General features: G+C 64.4%; 11 protein-coding genes. 8 read left to right on the forward strand and 3 right to left on the reverse strand.

The window, feature by feature from the left end; genetic code table 11:
• Window positions 1–331 precede the first annotated feature (331 nt).
• Both E8F20_RS15260 and E8F20_RS15265 read right to left on the reverse strand, forming a co-directional pair.
• Complete coding sequence (locus E8F20_RS15260; protein WP_280284458.1) at window positions 332–985, reverse strand: GntR family transcriptional regulator; 654 nt, start codon at window positions 983–985, stop codon at window positions 332–334.
• A gap of 365 nt (window positions 986–1350) precedes the next feature.
• Complete coding sequence (locus E8F20_RS15265) at window positions 1351–2172, reverse strand: AraC family transcriptional regulator (protein ID WP_280284459.1); 822 nt, start codon at window positions 2170–2172, stop codon at window positions 1351–1353.
• Between the two features lie 138 nt (window positions 2173–2310).
• On the opposite strand from E8F20_RS15265, the gene E8F20_RS15270 reads away from it, so the two are divergent.
• On the forward strand, window positions 2311–2826 hold the full coding sequence (locus tag E8F20_RS15270; protein ID WP_280284460.1) for a carboxymuconolactone decarboxylase family protein: 516 nt from the start codon (window positions 2311–2313) through the stop codon (window positions 2824–2826).
• A 49-nt stretch (window positions 2827–2875) separates the two neighbouring features.
• On the forward strand, window positions 2876–3136 hold the full coding sequence (grxC, locus tag E8F20_RS15275; protein WP_280284461.1) for a glutaredoxin 3: 261 nt from the start codon (window positions 2876–2878) through the stop codon (window positions 3134–3136).
• Window positions 3137–3143: 7 nt separating this feature from the next.
• Here the strand turns inward: grxC and E8F20_RS15280 are convergent, their stop codons facing one another.
• Complete coding sequence (locus E8F20_RS15280; RefSeq protein WP_280284462.1) at window positions 3144–5234, reverse strand: TonB-dependent receptor; 2091 nt, start codon at window positions 5232–5234, stop codon at window positions 3144–3146.
• A gap of 306 nt (window positions 5235–5540) precedes the next feature.
• Between E8F20_RS15280 and E8F20_RS15285 the strand changes: the two genes are divergently transcribed.
• The 6 genes from E8F20_RS15285 to E8F20_RS15310 all read left to right on the forward strand — a co-directional run.
• Window positions 5541–6401, forward strand: a complete 861-nt coding sequence (locus tag E8F20_RS15285) for a LysR family transcriptional regulator (protein WP_280284463.1) — start codon at window positions 5541–5543, stop codon at window positions 6399–6401.
• A gap of 227 nt (window positions 6402–6628) precedes the next feature.
• Window positions 6629–7690, forward strand: a complete 1062-nt coding sequence (locus E8F20_RS15290; protein WP_280284464.1) for a putative 2-aminoethylphosphonate ABC transporter ATP-binding protein — start codon at window positions 6629–6631, stop codon at window positions 7688–7690.
• 1 nt (window position 7691) lies between these two features.
• Complete coding sequence (locus E8F20_RS15295; RefSeq protein ID WP_280284465.1) at window positions 7692–9413, forward strand: putative 2-aminoethylphosphonate ABC transporter permease subunit; 1722 nt, start codon at window positions 7692–7694, stop codon at window positions 9411–9413.
• Between the two features lie 40 nt (window positions 9414–9453).
• Entirely contained in the window at window positions 9454–10473 is a 1020-nt protein-coding gene (locus tag E8F20_RS15300; protein WP_280284466.1) for a putative 2-aminoethylphosphonate ABC transporter substrate-binding protein, read from the forward strand.
• 185 nt (window positions 10474–10658) lie between these two features.
• A complete protein-coding gene (locus E8F20_RS15305) occupies window positions 10659–11789 on the forward strand; it encodes a TIGR03364 family FAD-dependent oxidoreductase (protein ID WP_280284467.1) in 1131 nt (376 codons plus the stop codon).
• 170 nt (window positions 11790–11959) lie between these two features.
• Window positions 11960–16416 (forward strand): putative Ig domain-containing protein (locus E8F20_RS15310; protein WP_280284468.1); only part of this gene is annotated, 4457 nt, incomplete at its 3' end.

The raw sequence follows: 16416 nt of genomic DNA on the forward strand, positions 1-16416 counted from the left end.
CACGTCACACGAGTGTGACTCCCGGAGTTCAAGCGGAAGTAAAAATACATAGAGAAATGGATGATGCCTGGTTGTGCCGAAAAACCGAGGGCGAAAAAAAACGAGGGCATTGCCCTCGTTTCCGAAACCGCTAGCAACCCGGTCAGCTGCATCGCGTAGATCGGAGAAGAAGCTGCAAGTGATGGATGAGCCCTTGGGCCTTTTGGGCATTCGGGCCGCAGAAGGACGCCCGTTCCCGGACATCACTGCCACTTCGGACCGATCCTTGTCCGCGATGGGGTGGGAATCTCGGACCCAGGCCCAGTGACCCCCACTGAATACCTAGGCGCATTCAGAATCGTCTAAAGCGCAGTGCAAGATTGGGATCAAGGTGCTTCGTGAGAATCTCGACCATGGCGTCGCCGTCGTAAGCCTTGAGCGCGCTGACCAATTCCTTGTGCTCTTCCAACACGATGCTCAGCAACTTGGAGTCGATCGGTATGGATGCACAGGCAAGCAGGTGGCGGAACTGCAGGGCATCGTAGAGTTCCAGCAGCACTTCATTGCCTGACAGTTGGACGATGGTTCGGTGAAGCTCCCGGTCGAGTTCTGCGATTTCGTGAGCCATGATGAACTGCGTGAGCGTCGCCATCTCGCTGACTAGCTCGTCCACCCGTGCTGGAATCGGCGGGCGAATCTCGCAGACCTGGCGGGCTGCATAGGTTTCGATCACTATGCGTGCTTCGAAGAACTGGTGCATTTCGCTGGGTGATATCGCCCTGACTCTCGCGCCGCGCCTGGGAATGAGTTCGACGAAACCTTCCGCGCTGAGCTTGTTGAATGCTTCTCTGATGGGTGTTCTGGAAACGCCTATTTCACTGGCAATGACACCTTCTTCGACAAAGGAGCCGGAAGGGAATTTCCCATGCAGGATGCTGTCGCGAATGTACTCGTACGTCCTGGTCTTTACGGAGTCCGTGCCGTTTTCGGCGACTTTCTTTTCCATGGTCATTGGTGTTCTCGCAAAAACTAGTGGGAGCGTTACGGATTTTCTGCGTTCAAGTATACATGGAAAATGCGCGACGTATAAAGTCTGCGCTCATGCCCATTTGCACTCCTGCAGCGCCTAGTGCCTGAACTTACAGTGGGCCCATTCATGTTGGGTTTCTCCGCGCCAAACTACGGTCGAGTGACGATTAGACATAAGCGCCATCTTTGGGGGGCGCTTTTTTCGTTCAGGCCTGGCGCTATCTCGAATTGAGGTCCGGACTGCGCGGGGGTAAGCCGAAGGGGAGGCGGTCGAAGGGTTGGTGGTTCGAACCCACTCTGGGACGCCATTTCCTCGCCGCTCCGGCCATCGTTTCCTTTCGTTCAACCCTGTGCCATCAGCCATTCCCGCGGACTCGCCCCGGTCTTGCGGCGGAACGCCCGTGCCAGCGCTGAAGGGCTTTCGTAGCCCACTGCGTCCGCCACATGGGGAATTGGCCGGCCATCGCGGAGCAGCTTCTGCGCCAGGCCCATGCGCCAATGCACGAGGTAGTCGGCCGGGGTGTGGCCGGTGACTTCGCGAAAGTGCGCAGCGAAGGCAGCGCGGGACATGTTGGCCGCGCTGGCCAGTTCGGCCACGGTCCAGGAGTGCTTTGGATCTTCGTGCATCAGGTTCAGGGCCCTGGACAGGCGCGGGTCGGCCAGGCCCGCCAGCATGCCGGTGGCGAGGCCGCTATGGGCCAGCAGGTGGCGCAGCAACTGGATCACCAGTAACTCGAACAGTCGATCCATCACCGCGCGGCGACCGCACTCATCGCCGAAGGCCTCGGCGAACAGCCAATCCAGGTTGCCCGCCAGCAGCGGCAAGTCCTTCAGCGGCAGCACCAGATAGTCGGGCAGGGCGCTCGCCAGCGGATTACCCGAGGCACCGCCAAAGGCCAGGGTGGCGCACACCAGTCGGGTGCCGTCGCGCTCGGTGGACTCCAGGCGATGTGTGTAGGGCCGGGGAAAGAAGGCCAGGGTGGGCTCCTCCAGTTTCCAACGACTGCCATCCGCCATGTGCAGGTCCGCCCGGCCCCCCTGGAGCAGGTGGACGTGGCCGCTTTGACCTTCCCGGCCGAAGGCTTCCAGGCCGCAGAAAACGCCACTGAAGAAGGTACCGGCCTGAACGCCGAAGTGCCCCAGTAGGACGGAAAGACGGTCCATGATCGGACTCCTGTCAAAAAACTAAAGTCTGGACGATTGGTTGCAAATTGGCGAGTTCCTGCGTCCAAGGGGGCTGGGTGGGCCCCTAGAATGGACGCCGTACCCGACAGGGGATAACCATTCACAGGAGAGTCCGCCATGCCCCGTATTGCCATTGCCAGCGCTGAAGAAGTCTCCGCCGCTGCCCGTCCACTGCTGGACGGCGTGCAGAAAACGATCGGATTCGTCCCCAACCTGTTCCAGACCCTCGCCCACGCACCCTCCGTACTGTCCGGCTACCTGCAGCTTTCCCAGACCCTGTCCCGGGGCACCCTGGGTGCGCGGGAGAGGGAGCAGATCGCCCTGGCGGTTTCCGAACTCAACGGTTGCGACTACTGCTTGGCCGCCCACGGCTACTTCAGTGCCAAGGCCGGCCTGTCCGACGGCGAGATCCAGGCTGCGCGGGCCGGTGAGCTGGACGCCCTGACGCGCGTCGCCCGCCAGGTGGCCGAGAATCGCGGTGCCCTGGACGAGGCCCAACTGGCGGCCGCCCGTACTGCCGGAATCTCCGACGCCAAGCTGATCGAGGTGGTGGCCCAGGTAGCACTCATGACCCTGACCAACTACCTCAACAACCTCGCCCACACCGACGTGGACTTCCCGCCGGCCCAGTGACCCTCTATCCACGCGGGCAGGTGACTGCCCGCTCGCCAGGAGCCTCGCCATGAACGATGTGATTCTCTACACCACCCGCACCTGCCCCTACTGCGTCGCCGCCAAGTCCCTGCTGCAGCGCAAGGGTGTGCGGGCCACCGAGGTGGATGTCCAGTTCGACCCGGAGCGCTTCCGGGAAATGCTCGAACGCAGCGGCGGACGTCGCAGCGTGCCACAGATCTTCATCGGCTCGCGCCATGTCGGGGGCTTTGACGACCTGGCGGCGCTGGAGCGGCAAGGGCAGCTCGATCCGTTGCTGGGACGTGACTGATGCGGCTTCAGTCGAAGGCGTACTCCAGCGCCAGGCCGGCGTACCAGCTGCGCCCGGCCCCCGCCTCGTAGTAGCGCTGGTTGCCCTCGCCAATGATCACCGAGCCGACGTAGTCGCGGTCGAAGAGATTGTCGAGCCGCAGGGTCTGGCTGAAGGTCCAGGAGCGCTGGCGCTGCACCAGGCGCAGGTACGCGTTGGCCAGGGCAAAACCCGGCGCGGCGCGGGACCGGGCGCTGTCCTCGACCTCCAGGCTGCTGCGCCACTGGCCCTCCAGGCCGGTATCCAGGCCGCTGCGGGGTGACCAGGCCAGGGTGGCGAAAAGGGTGTGTTCGGCGATGCCGGGCATGCGCTTGCCTGACGGGATGGTTTGCCCGGCGCTGCTGAAGGGCTCCGTGTAGCGGGCGTCCAGCCAGGTGTAAGCCAGCTCAAGGCGCCAGTCCTGGTGCAGCGGTTGTTCCAGGCCCAGCTCCAGGCCTCGGCGGCGGGTCTCGGCGGCGTTCTGGTAGCGGGTGCGTCCGCCCTGGGACGCGGCCACCACCAGTTCGTCCTCGGTGCGGATCTCGAACAGCGCCAGCTCCAGTCGGCCGTCTCGCGGCAGCAGGGCCTTGAGTCCGACTTCCAACTGACGGCTGCTGGCGGGTTGCAGGCCGAAGCCGAACCCGCCATCGGCGCCGGAATAGGACAACTCGTTGAGCGTTGGCGTCTCGAAGCCCCGTGCCCAACTGGCGTACAGGTTCAGGTCCGGCGTCAGGGCGTAGGTCAGACCCAGGCTGGGCGTCGTCTCGCGGTAGGTGACGTGGCCGCTGTCGTCACCGTTGACGAGATAGTGATCATCGACCTCGAACGCCACCTCGTTGTGCCGCAGGCCCGCCAGCACCCGGAGATCGCCGCGTTCCCAAGAGAGCTGCACGTAGGGTGAGGCGCTGGTCACCTCGTCGCGTTCGTCACGGCGCAAGGCGCCTTTCACCCCCAGAGTGTCGCCGATGAAGTTCTCGTAGCCCTGGCGATCGTCGCTGGACTGGTCGTAGTCGACGCCCGCGGTGGCGATGAAACGCCCCAGGTCGGTGTCGAAGGGCTGGATCCAGCGGCTGCCGATGCCGTGGTACTCGCGATCGAAGTCGATCACCCCACCGGAATGCCGTGGGTTGGCCTGTACTGCCACGGGGATGGATTGGAACTGGATCACCCGCCGGGTACCGCTGTAGAGCGTCGTCTGCCAACTGGCATCATCGAAGCGGCGTTCCAGGTTGAGGCCGCCCTGGTGCTGGTCCACGGTCTTGCGCGTGTTGAACAGCAGGGTGTTGGCCGACACCGAACGTGGGTCTTGGCGATAGGCCTGCCAGCTCAGTCCTTGCGGGTCCTGGGTGCCATTCTGATCGAGGTCGCTGTAGATCAGCGCCAGGCGCGTATCGGCGTCGGGGCGCAGGGTGAGTTTGGCGAATGCCTTGTCGATCAGCGCGGCGCTGTGGTCACGGTAGCCGTCGGTCTCGAAGTGGGAGCGGTTGACCAGGTAGCCGACACGGTCGTCACCGCCTTCCAGGGTCAGCCTCTCCCGCTGGGTCGCCCAGCTCCCCAGGGTGGCACCACCGGACAGGCGCGGCGGACCTTCGCCGTCGCGAGAGAACAGCTGCACCACGCCGCCGGAATTGCTGCCGTAGGTGGTCGCGAAGGGCCCGCGCAACACCTCGATGTGGTCCAGCACGTCCAGGTCGAAACTGGAGGCCTGGCCCTGGCCGTCCGGAGTCGTCGCGGGAATACCGTCGCTGAGCAGCTTGATGCCGCGCACACCGAAGGCTGACCGGGCGCCGAAGCCGCGGGAGGAGAGTTGCGGCTCCTGGGCGTAGTTCTGGCGGTTCTGGATGGCCAGGCCGGGCACGCCGGTGAGCTGCTCGGAAAGGTTGATGCCGGGCTGTGCCCGTTGCACCGGGTCGACCCGGTCCACCGAGAACGGCAGGTCGAAGGCCGGTGCCCGGTAACGGCTGCCACTGATCACCAGCGCGGGGGCTTCCGGCGGTTGTGGATCAGCCGCACTCAACTGCTCGCCACCCAGCAGGCAGAGGAGGGCGGTACAGCGGGAAAGGGTCACAGCATCGGCCATGGCGGGTGTCGTTTTGATGGTTTTTGACAGTCTTTGATCTTTCCTGAAGGTAGCATCGCGCACAGGCTGTAGGTTCCACCGGCAGGTCTGTGTCCTGCTTTGCCAGTGAACGCAATCCTGTAGGGCCGTGACAGGCGGAGCCCGGCACAGTCGAGGAGCGGTGGTTTGCCGGGCCGCGCTTCGCTTGACGCCAACCGTCGTGGGACTTCGTCCTCCTCTGCGAATGAATTCGCCCCCACAGCTATCGGAGCTGTCCTGGTGTGCGGCTAGAATGCCCGGACTTTTCAGCTTCGAGGTTCCCTCGCCATGCTCAGCGCTGAGCTCAAGGCCTTCTACATGGTCGCCCGCCTGGGCAGCATCACCCAGGCGGCGAAGAAGCTCGGCCTCAGCCAGCCCACAGTGACGACCCAGATCCGTAACCTGGAAAGCCAGTACGGCGTCGAGTTGTTCCACCGGGGCGGCCGCCGCCTGACGGTGAGCGAGGAGGGCGCGCGGTTACTGCCCATGGTCAAGGTGCTGCTGCAGCAGGAGGCCGATATCGAGTTCTTCCTGCGTAACTGCGGACAGATGCAGGGCACGTTGCGCATCGGCGCCACCGCGCCTTACTACATCCTCGACCTGGTGCGGGTCTTCCGCACTCGCTTCCCGCAGACGGATGTCTCCCTGGAGATCGGCAACTCCCAGCAGGTGATCGAATCCCTGGAGGAATACCGCGTCGACCTCGCCGCCTCCTCGCAGAAACTGGACGATGCCCGCCTGACCCGCCTCATCCTCGGTAGCGACCCGCTGGTGCTCGCGGTGCACCGTGAACACCCCCTGGCGCGGCGCAAGTCCGTCAGCCTGGACGATCTCAAGGGCCACTGCCTGCTGATGCGCGAATCCGGCTCGACCACGCGCCAGCTCACCGAAGACATGCTCAGGGATGCCGGCATTTCCATCGGCCCGCTGCTGGAAATCGGCAGTCGCGAATCCATCCGAGAGGCGGTGATCCGCAACCTCGGCATCAGCATCATCGCCCGCCACGAAGTCCCGGATAACCCCGAGCTGCGGGTGATCGAGCTCAAGGGCGCGCCGCACATCGACGAATACCTCTATTGCCTCAAGGAGCGTCGCCAGGCGCGATTGCCGGCAGCGTTCCTGGCCCTGGCCCGCGAAGTCTCGGAGTAGGGTGGATCACGCTTCATCGATCCACCGTCGGAGTCCGGCAGGGCGCCGCTGGTGGACATGAAAAGCGATGTCCACCTTGCTCGACGTCCAACCGCCTATCCCAAATCCACCAATGTCACTATCGGCGTACTTTGCCTAACCGCCATCTAGCCTTCGCAATCCCTCCCTAGCATCCACCTCGTCGAGCCATGCAGCTGTGCATGCCAACCGCTTAACGAGGTACCGCCATGACCCCAGCCAACCAGCACGCCACCCATATGAAGGTGCGTGATATCCACAAGCGCTTCGGCCATTTCACTGCCCTTGGCGGGGTTTCCCTGGATATCGCCGAAGGCGAGCTGGTCTGCCTGCTGGGGCCGTCCGGCTGCGGCAAGACCACGCTGCTGCGCTGCATCGCCGGCCTGGAGCAGCAGGACAGCGGCACCCTGCACATCGGGGCGCGCGACATTTCCCGCCTGCCGCCGCAGGCCCGTGACTACGGCATCCTGTTCCAGTCCTACGCGCTGTTCCCCAACCTGACCGTCGAGCAGAACATCGGCTATGGGCTGGCCGGCAGCAGCCGCGAGCAGATCCGTGCCCGTGTCGCCGAGATGCTGGACCTGGTTGGCCTGGCCGGCAGCGAGAAGAAGTTTCCCGGCCAGCTGTCCGGTGGCCAGCAGCAGCGCGTGGCCTTGGCCCGTGCCCTGGCACCTGCGCCGTCCCTGCTGCTACTGGACGAACCCATGTCGGCCCTGGATGCCCGTGTGCGCGAGCACCTCTGCACCGAGCTGCGCCAGCTGCAGAAGCGCCTCGGTATCACCACCCTGATGGTCACTCACAATCAGGACGAAGCCATGCTGATGGCCGACCGCATTGCGGTGATGAACCAGGGCCGCGTCGAGCAGTACGGCACCCCGCGGGATATCTATCGGCAGCCGGCCACGCCCTTCGTCGCTGAGTTCGTGGGCCAGGGCAACTGGTTGCCTTTCGAGTCCCGCCAGAACGGCCATGCGCGTGTCGGCAGCCTCGATCTTCGCCTGCCCGAGTCGGCCAACGGTGCAGCCAGTGGGCGCCTGTTCTGCCGGCCGGAAGGCATCGCCATCAACCCGTCCGAGCAGCAGGACAACCGTTTTCGCGCCCAGGTTCGGGAGATCACTTTCCTCGGCAACCGCTGCCGCATGAGCTTCGAGCTGGAGCAACTGCCGGGCCATCCGCTGCTCGCCGAGCTGGACCCAGAAAGCCTGCCGCGCCTTGGCACGCCGGATATCTGGGTGGCCTTGCCCGCCCGCAGCCTGCAGGTGTTCGCCTGAGATGGAAGCCGTGATCAAGCTGGAAAAATCCTGGGCCAAGGGTTCCCTTCGCGCCGAACTGGGCGACCGACTCTTCGTGGCGGGGGGCAAGTACCTGCTGCTGGGCTTTTTGACCCTCGCCGTGCTGCTGCCGCTACTGGCCATTTTCTGGCGTGGCTTCAGCGGCGAAGCAGGACAGGGGGGCGGTTTCGCGGCGGCCCGTGAGCTGTTCGCCAGCGCCAACTTCCACTGGTTGCTGGGCAACAGCCTGAAGGTGTCCCTCAGTGTGGCCGCCATCGTGGTACCCACCGCCTACCTGTTCGCCTATGCCCTGCAACGTACGCTGATTCCTGCCAAGGGCTTGTGGCGTGGTATCTCCCTGCTGCCGTTGCTGGCGCCGTCGATGCTGCCGGGCATCGCGCTGATCTACCTGTTCGGTAACCAGGGCCTGTTGCGCGACTGGCTTCCGGACAACATCTACGGCTTCTGGGGCATCGTCCTGGGTGAAGCCATCTACACCTTCCCCCATGCGTTGATGGTGTTGCTTTCGGCACTGGGCATGGCGGATGCGCGATTGTTCGACGCCGCCGCCAGCATGGGTGCCGGTCCCTGGAAGGCTTTTCGCAGCATCACCTGGCCGGCCACCCGCCAGGCCGTGTTCGCCGCCTTCTGCCTGGTGTTCACCCTGACCATCACCGACTTCGGTGTGCCCGTGGTCGTCGGTGGCGACTATCAGGTGCTGGCGCTGGAGGCCTACAAGGCCGTCGTCGGCCAGCAGCAGTTCGGCCGCGGCGCGCTGATCGGCATGGTGCTGCTGCTGCCGGCGCTGCTCAGCTTTGGCGTCGATGCCTGGCTGCGCCGCCGTCAGGGCGAGGCCATGAGCGGTCGTGCCCAAGTCTTTCACCCGGCGCCGTCGCGGGGACGTGATGCCTGCTTCCTGGCCCTGGTGCTGGTGGTCTGCGCCATCCTCCTGCTGGTGCTGGGCATGGCGGTGTATTCGTCCCTGGTGAAGTTCTGGCCCTACAACCTGTCGCTGTCCCTGCGTCATTACGCCTTCGAGGAAACCGCAGGTGGCGGCTGGCTGGCCTATCGCAACAGCCTGACCCTGGCCACCTGCACGGCAATTTTCGGCAGCGCGCTGATCTTCACCGGCGCCTACCTGATGGAGAAGACCCGAGGCCAGCAGTGGCTGAACCAGGCGCTGCGCTTCCTGAGCTTCGTGCCCATGGCGGTGCCCGGCCTGGTGCTCGGCCTCGGTTACGTGTTCTTTTTCAACCTGCCGGGCAACCCGCTGCATGCCCTGTACGGCAGCATGGCCTTGCTGGTGATCTGCTCCATCGCGCACTTCCTCACCACTGCGCAGATGACCGCCACCACCGCGTTGCGTCAGCTGGATGGCGAGTTCGAAGCCGCCGCGCTGTCGCTCAAGGCCCCGCTCTGGCGCCACTACCTGCGGGTGACGGTGCCGATCTGCCTGCCGGCGCTGCTGGACATCATCCGCTACCTGTTCGTTTCGGCCATGACCACGGTGTCCGCCGCCATCTTTCTCTACAGCCCGGACAGCATCCTCGCCGCCGTGGCGGTGCTGAACATGGACGACGCCGGCAACGTCGGCGGCGCGGCCGCCATGTCCACCCTGATCCTGCTCACCTCGGCTGCCGTATCCCTGCTGCTGGCCTGGACTTCGCGCGGTTTGCTGCGCCGGTCCCAGGCCTGGCGCCAGGGTGCGCCGGCCACCGCCTGAACAACCACAACCGCAAGCCAACCCCGACAAGGAGCTTTCCATGTTCAAACGCCTCGCTCTCGCCGCCGCCGTGATGGCTGGCTTCAGCCTCCAGGCCCAGGCCGCCACCGAGCTGACCGTCTACACCGCCCTGGAAGCCGAACAGCTGTCCGCCTACAAGAAGGCCTTCGAAGCGCAGAACCCGGATATCGAGATCAAGTGGGTGCGCGACTCCACCGGCATCATCACCGCCAAGCTGCTGGCCGAGAAGGATCGCCCGCAAGCCGACGCCGTCTGGGGCCTGGCTGCCTCCAGCCTGGCCATCCTCGATGCGCAGGGCATGCTGGAGAAGTACGCGCCCAAGCACCTGGAAACCATCGGTGCGAACTACCGCGACGCCGCCAACCCGCCGGCCTGGGTGGGCATGGACGTCTGGGCCGCCACCATCTGCTTCAACACCGTGGAAGCCGAGAAGCAGGGCCTGACCAAGCCCGGCAGCTGGGAAGACCTGACCAAGCCTGAGTACAAGGGCAAGATCGTGATGCCGAACCCGGCGTCCTCCGGCACTGGCTTCCTCGATGTCAGCGCCTGGCTACAAACCTTCGGTGAGACGCAGGGCTGGGCCTACATGGATGGCCTGCACCAGAACATCGGCCAGTACGTCCATTCCGGCTCCAAGCCGTGCAAGCTGGCCGCCGCAGGTGAGTTCCCCATCGGCATTTCCTTCGAGTACCCCGCCGTGCAGCTCAAGCGCCAGGGCGCACCGCTGGACATCGTCCTGCCCAAGGAAGGCCTGGGCTGGGAAATCGAAGCCACCGGCATCGTCAAGGGCACCGACCAGATCGAGGCGGCGAAGAAGCTCGCCGACTTCTCCGCCAGCCCGGCTGCCATGGAGCTGTACAAGGAAAACTTCGCGGTACTCGCCGCCCCCGGCATCGCCAAGCCGCAGACCGAACTGCCCGCGGATTATGAGCAGCGCCTGATCAAGAACGACTTCGCCTGGGCCTCGCAGAACCGCGACCAGATCCTGGCCGAATGGCGCAAGCGCTACGACGGCAAGTCCGAGAAGCTGCCGCAGTAACTAACAGGCCCGCACTTCTTCCCGCCTCACTGCTTTCCTCCTCTCCCCCTGGGGCGAATAGGCACGCTTTTGGAAGCACTGCTTCCAGTGCTTATGAGCGCCTGAGCGCGAAGCGCCAGGCAGGGGCGCGGAGCGGGGCCGGGGTGAGGGGAATCGGGACGGCAAGAGCTTTCAAGGAGAACCCCATGCCCCTCCAAGACACCGATATCGCCATCATCGGCGCCGGCATCCTCGGCCTTTCCCACGCCTACGCCGCCGCCCGGCGCGGTCTGCGCGTCAGCGTCTTCGAACGCAGCGCCACACCGCTGGGCGCGTCGGTGCGCAACTTCGGTCAGGCCCTGGTCACTGGCCAGCCGCCTGGCCCCATGCATGCCTTGGCCCGCGACAGCCGTGAAATCTGGGCCGGCTGGGCCGAAGGCGCCGGCTTCCAGATACGCCGCAACGGCTCCCTGTTGTTTGCCCGCACCTGTGCCGAGGAAGAGTTGCTGGAAGCCTTCTGCGAAGTGCGCGCGCCGGAACACGGCTATCGCGTCGAACTGCTGCGTGGCGAGCGCCTGCACGACCTCTACCAAGGACAATTCAGCCACCACCGCGCGGCATTGCTCGGCCTGGACGACCAGCAGATCTATTCCCGCGAGGCCATTCCCGCGTTGGTGGACTACTTGCGCCGCGAGCATGGCGTCGAATTCCATTTTTCCACCCTGGTGCGCGAGGTCGAACCGGGGGTTATCCACAGCACCAAGGGCAGTTGTCGCGCGGAGCAGATCGTCGTCTGCTCGGGGCATGACTACCAGACCCTGCTGGCCGAACAGATCGCGCCATTGCAACCCCGGGTGTGCCGCTTGCAGATGCTGCGGGTGCGCCCGGAGCACGACTTCGGCCTGAACCAGGCAGTGCTCACCGGCCTCAGCTGCGTGCACTACGGCGCCTTCGCCGACCTGCCGGAAGCCGAGGCCATCCGCGAACAGATCCGGAGCCAGCAACCGGAACTGGAAGAGCACGGCATCCATCTGCTGGTGAGTCCGACGCCTTACGGCGAGCTGATCGTCGGCGATTCCCACCACTACGGTGTAGATGCATCACCCTTCAACGCCGAAGCCGTGGACGACATCATGCTGGCGCTGGCCGAACACACCCTGGGCACCCGCCTGACCGTTGTCGAGCGCTGGCAGGGCGTCTACGGCGCCCGTGGGCCGGGACCCTTCTCGGTGCTCAAGGCAGCGTCGGGGGTGACCGCCGTGCTGATGCACAGCGGCGTCGGCATGAGCATCGGTCCGGCGCTGGGTGAGCGGACCATGGCGGGGTTGCTGTCGTAGGTTGCGACTGATACTTCGCTTGACCGTTCGTCGTCTTTCAGGACCATGATCAGTGGTCGTTCAGGACAGTTAAACGGTTCTCTCGATCATTCAAACGAATGATGGCAATGGCAGGTCCGAAAACTAGATTCGTACCGTCAACGTGCCGCCATTCCTGAGGGTGATCAAACATGGCAACTGTAAACGGTAACGAGAACGACAATGTCCTGACGGGTACTGGCAGTGCAGACATCCTTAATGGGTTGGGTGGCAACGACACCTTGCGTGGGGAAGCCGGTAGCGACCTGCTGGATGGTGGCAGCGGTGATGACCAGCTCGATGGTGGCATCGGGGCGGACTTCCTCCTTGGCGGCGGTGGCAATGACATTCTGCTGGGCGGGGCGGGTGACGACAGCGTCTCTGGTGGTGATGGCAATGACCTGATCGACGGCGGCGCCGGTAACGACAACATGGCCGGTGGCCTGGGCGACGATATCTATGTCGTCGCACAGGCCGGCGACGTCGTCGGTGAAGCACTTGGCGAAGGCAACGACACGGTTCGTGCAGCAATCTCCTACACCCTGGGCGAAAACCTGGAAAATCTGGAGCTGACGGGCGCCAGCGGACTCAGTGGTACCGGCAACGCGCTGGACAATCGGCTCACCGGTAACAGCGGCAGCAATACGCTGGATGGTGGCGCCGGAAACGATTGGCTGGCTGGACGCCAGGGCAACGACACCTATCTATTTGGCCAGGGATCGGGTCATGACGTCATCGACAACAGCGGCGGCCTGGCAAGCGACCTCGACAGTATTCGCCTGACCAATCTCAACATCGCCCAGATCCGCCTGACCCGAATGGGCAACGACCTGGTGCTGACAGTGATCGCCACAGGCGAGACGCTGACGGTCAGCCAACACTTCCTGGATGCAGACCACGCTATCGATCGCATCCAATTTGCCGATGGTACGCGCTGGACCGGTACACAGATCCTTGCCAACCTCTTCTATCCCCCTGCAACGCCAACTGAGGGCGACGACATCCTGCAGGGCAACCCGGACGATGACCAGCTCCAGGGTCTGGGCGGCAATGACACCCTGTTGGGGAACGGCGGCAATGACCGACTGGACGGCGGAACAGGTGCAGACCGCATGGAGGGGGGGCTGGGTAATGACACCTATGTGATCGATGAGTTTGCCGACCTGGTGGTGGAAGCGCTGAACGGCGGCGACGACACCGTGGAGTCCAGCATCGACTACACCCTCGGCAGCAATGTCGAGCGCCTGACGCTGCTCGGCGACGCCAATCTGGCCGGTACCGGCAACACACTGGCCAACACCCTGATCGGAAATGCCGGTGACAACCGGCTTGACGGCGGCGCGGGCAATGATCTGGTCCAGGGCGGCGCGGGTAACGACACCCTGATCGGCGGCGCCGGCAACGACACCCTGACCGGTGATGATGGAGACGATCAGCTCGATGGCGGCGATGGAATCGACACCCTCCAGGGGGGTGCCGGTAATGACAGCCTGCTGGGCGGTGCCAGCAACGACAGCCTGGCTGGTGGCGATGGGAACGACCTGCTGGACGGCGGCGCCGGCAGCGACACCATGGCGGGCGGCGGGGGGGACGACACCTACGTGGTCGCCCAGGCTACCGACATCGTCAATGAAGGGGCGGGTGCGGGCAGCGACACCGTGCGCGTGTCCATTGCCTACACCCTGGGCGCCAACCTGGAAAACCTGGAACTGACAGGCACCAGCAACCTGGCCGGGACCGGTAACGAACTGGACAACCGCCTGACGGGCAACAGCGGCCGCAATACCCTCAATGGCGGCGCCGGCAACGACTGGATGGCGGGCCGGCAGGGCAACGACACCTATGTGTACGGGCCGAACTCCGGCCACGACGTGATCGACAACAGCGGTGGCCTAGCCACCGACGTCGATACCCTGCAACTGACCGGCCTCAACCCCATCGACGTGCGGTTCCTGAAAACCGGCAACGATCTGGTAATGCTGGTGTACGGCACCCTCCAGACCCTGACCGTGAAGGACTTCTACCTGGGCGCCGACCACGAGATCGATCGCGTCCAGTTCGCCAATGGCACGATCTGGAACAAGGCGACCCTGCTCGCCAATGTGCAAGTCTCCGCCACCAATGGGCCAGATGTGCTCTACGGCGGAATCGGTGATGACCAGCTCCAGGGCCTCGGAGGTAATGACCAGATTTACGCCCTGGCCGGCAACGACACCCTCGACGGCGGAACCGGTGATGACGCCTTGTATGGCAGCGTCGGTGATGACACCTACGTGGTCGACAGCGCCGGCGACCAGGTCAACGAACTGGCGGACGAAGGCATCGATACCGTCCAGTCTTCGATCAGTTACACGTTGAGCAGCAATGTCGAGGTCCTCAACCTGACCGGATCGGCCAACCTTGACGGTACGGGCAACAGCGGCCGCAACCACCTGTTTGGCAACAGTGGGAACAACCAGCTCAGTGGCGGTGACGAAAATGATGTGCTCCGGGGCGGAGCGGGCAACGACACCCTCCATGGCGACGGAGGCCATGACGATCTCAATGGCGGCGCGGGCGACGACGTGCTGTTCGGTGGCGATGGCAGCGATACCCTTACCGATTTCGATTCCCTGAACCAGACACCCGCATCCAGCATCGTCGATGGCGGCGCCGGCGATGATCGGATTGTGATTTCCCAGCAGCATCTGGATTCGATTGCGACCATTACCGGCGGTAGTGGGCGAGACACCTACCTCCCGGTTCCGGGTTCCATCGGCCAGGTCATCAGCCTGGACTTCGCCACCGGGCCGGGTGGCGACATCGTCGATGTCGGCAATTTGCTGATCGGCAGCAGTGGTTATGGCGGCAGCGGCAACCCCTTCGATCCTGCACTGGGCTATCTGCGCCTGGTACAGCAGGGTGCGAACACCCTGTTGCAGTGGGACCAGAACGGCACGGCGGCAGGTGGTAATGGCTGGCAGACGGTGCTGACCCTGCAAAACACCCAGGCCGGCAGTCTGACCGCCGACAATTTCCTCCCGGCTCAGATCACCAGCGTCCTGGTGGTGGATCTCAATCAGGCCCCACTGGTGAGCAACCCACTGGCTGAACAGACCGCCAGCGAGGATGCTGCCTTCAGCTTCACCGTGCCGGCCGGCACCTTCAGCGATCCCGACCTGGGCGACAGCCTGAGCTACAGCGCCAGCCTGGCCGACGGCAGCCCGCTGCCGGGCTGGCTCAGCTTCGATGCGGCGACCCGCACCTTCAGTGGCACCCCAGGTAATGCCGAGGTGGGCAGCCTGAGCGTCCGGGTCACCGCTACCGACAGCGGCAACCTCAGCATCAGCGATGTTTTCACTCTGAGCATTGCCAACACTAACGACGCGCCCGCCGTCAGTGGTCCGGTGAGCCTGCCAGCGGGCATGGAAGACGTGGCCTACACCATCACAGCTGCGCAGTTGCTGGCCAATGCCAGCGATGTGGACGTAGGCGATGTGCTCAGCGTGCAGAGCGTCAGCGTCGACCCGGCCTTCGGCAGCCTGAGCGACAACGGCGATGGCACCTGGACCTTTAGTCCTGCGGCCAACCGCAACGGCCCGGTGAGTTTCGCCGTGGTCATCAGCGATGGCAGTGTCACGGTTTCAACCACGGCCAGCCTGGAACTGGCGGCGGTCAACGATGCACCCACCCTCCAGGTGCCGTTGGCCGACCAGCTCAGCGCCCTGGGGCGCGCCTTCCTCTATACGGTTCCCACCAACACCTTCGCCGATGTGGACCAGGGCGACAACCTGACCCTTAGTGCGAGCCTGGCCAACGGCGACCCGCTGCCGGGCTGGCTGAGCTTCGATGCGGCGACCCGCACCTTCAGCGGTACGCCACCGGCCGGTACCCAAGCCGGTGCCATCGCCATTCTCGTCACGGCGACGGATTCGGGCGGGTTGTCGGTGAGCGAAGGCTTCAGCCTCAATCTGCTGGATGCCATCGTCGGCACGCCGAACGCGGACGTGCTCAACGGCAGCGTGGTCGACGATGCGATTTATGGGTTGGGCAGCAGTGACACGCTGTATGGCTTTGGCGGGGATGACCTGCTGGATGGTGGGGTAGGTTATGACTACCTCTATGGCGGCCAGGGCAACGACACGCTGCTGGCGGGCGATGACACCGCCGGCAGCCAGCTCGTTGGCGAGGATGGCGACGACACGCTGACGGGCAGCGGCGGCGGCGACTATTTGATTGGTGGCAATGGCAACGATACGCTCGACGGCGGTAGCGGCAACGACGCTCTGGATGGCGGGAGCGGCAGCAATGTGCTGCAGGGCGGTGATGGCAACGACGCCCTCTACGTTGGAGATGGCTCCGGTCTGATCACCAGCAACAGTCTCGACGCGGGCACCGGTGACGACACGATCAATGTCTACCAGAGCAACGCCGGCTCCGTCACCACGGTCAGCGGCGGCAGCGGACGCGACACCTACATGCTGCAGCCCGGCTCCACCGGCCAGATGCTGGTCAGCGATTTTGCTGCCGGTGCCAGTGGCGACATCCTCAATATCAACCAGCTGCTGACCAGTAGCAGCGGCTACAGCGGCGGCAACCCGTTCGATCCGGCGCTGGGCTACCTGCGCCT

Origin of the sequence: Pseudomonas sp. BN415 (assembly GCF_029871195.1) — a bacterium.
GTDB classification, from domain to species: domain Bacteria; phylum Pseudomonadota; class Gammaproteobacteria; order Pseudomonadales; family Pseudomonadaceae; genus Metapseudomonas; species Metapseudomonas resinovorans.

Excerpts from the sequence above, each read along its gene's own strand:
- E8F20_RS15305 (WP_280284467.1), top strand. The coding sequence starts at position 10,659 with ATGCCCCTCCAAGACACCGATATCGCCATCATCGGCGCCGGCATCCTC.
- E8F20_RS15290 (WP_280284464.1), top strand. The coding sequence starts at position 6,629 with ATGACCCCAGCCAACCAGCACGCCACCCATATGAAGGTGCGTGATATC.
- E8F20_RS15285 (WP_280284463.1), top strand. The coding sequence starts at position 5,541 with ATGCTCAGCGCTGAGCTCAAGGCCTTCTACATGGTCGCCCGCCTGGGC.
- grxC (WP_280284461.1), top strand. The coding sequence starts at position 2,876 with ATGAACGATGTGATTCTCTACACCACCCGCACCTGCCCCTACTGCGTC.
- E8F20_RS15280 (WP_280284462.1), bottom strand. The coding sequence starts at position 5,234 with ATGGCCGATGCTGTGACCCTTTCCCGCTGTACCGCCCTCCTCTGCCTG.
- E8F20_RS15265 (WP_280284459.1), bottom strand. The coding sequence starts at position 2,172 with ATGGACCGTCTTTCCGTCCTACTGGGGCACTTCGGCGTTCAGGCCGGT.
- E8F20_RS15295 (WP_280284465.1), top strand. The coding sequence starts at position 7,692 with ATGGAAGCCGTGATCAAGCTGGAAAAATCCTGGGCCAAGGGTTCCCTT.
- E8F20_RS15260 (WP_280284458.1), bottom strand. The coding sequence starts at position 985 with ATGGAAAAGAAAGTCGCCGAAAACGGCACGGACTCCGTAAAGACCAGG.
- E8F20_RS15270 (WP_280284460.1), top strand. The coding sequence starts at position 2,311 with ATGCCCCGTATTGCCATTGCCAGCGCTGAAGAAGTCTCCGCCGCTGCC.
- E8F20_RS15300 (WP_280284466.1), top strand. The coding sequence starts at position 9,454 with ATGTTCAAACGCCTCGCTCTCGCCGCCGCCGTGATGGCTGGCTTCAGC.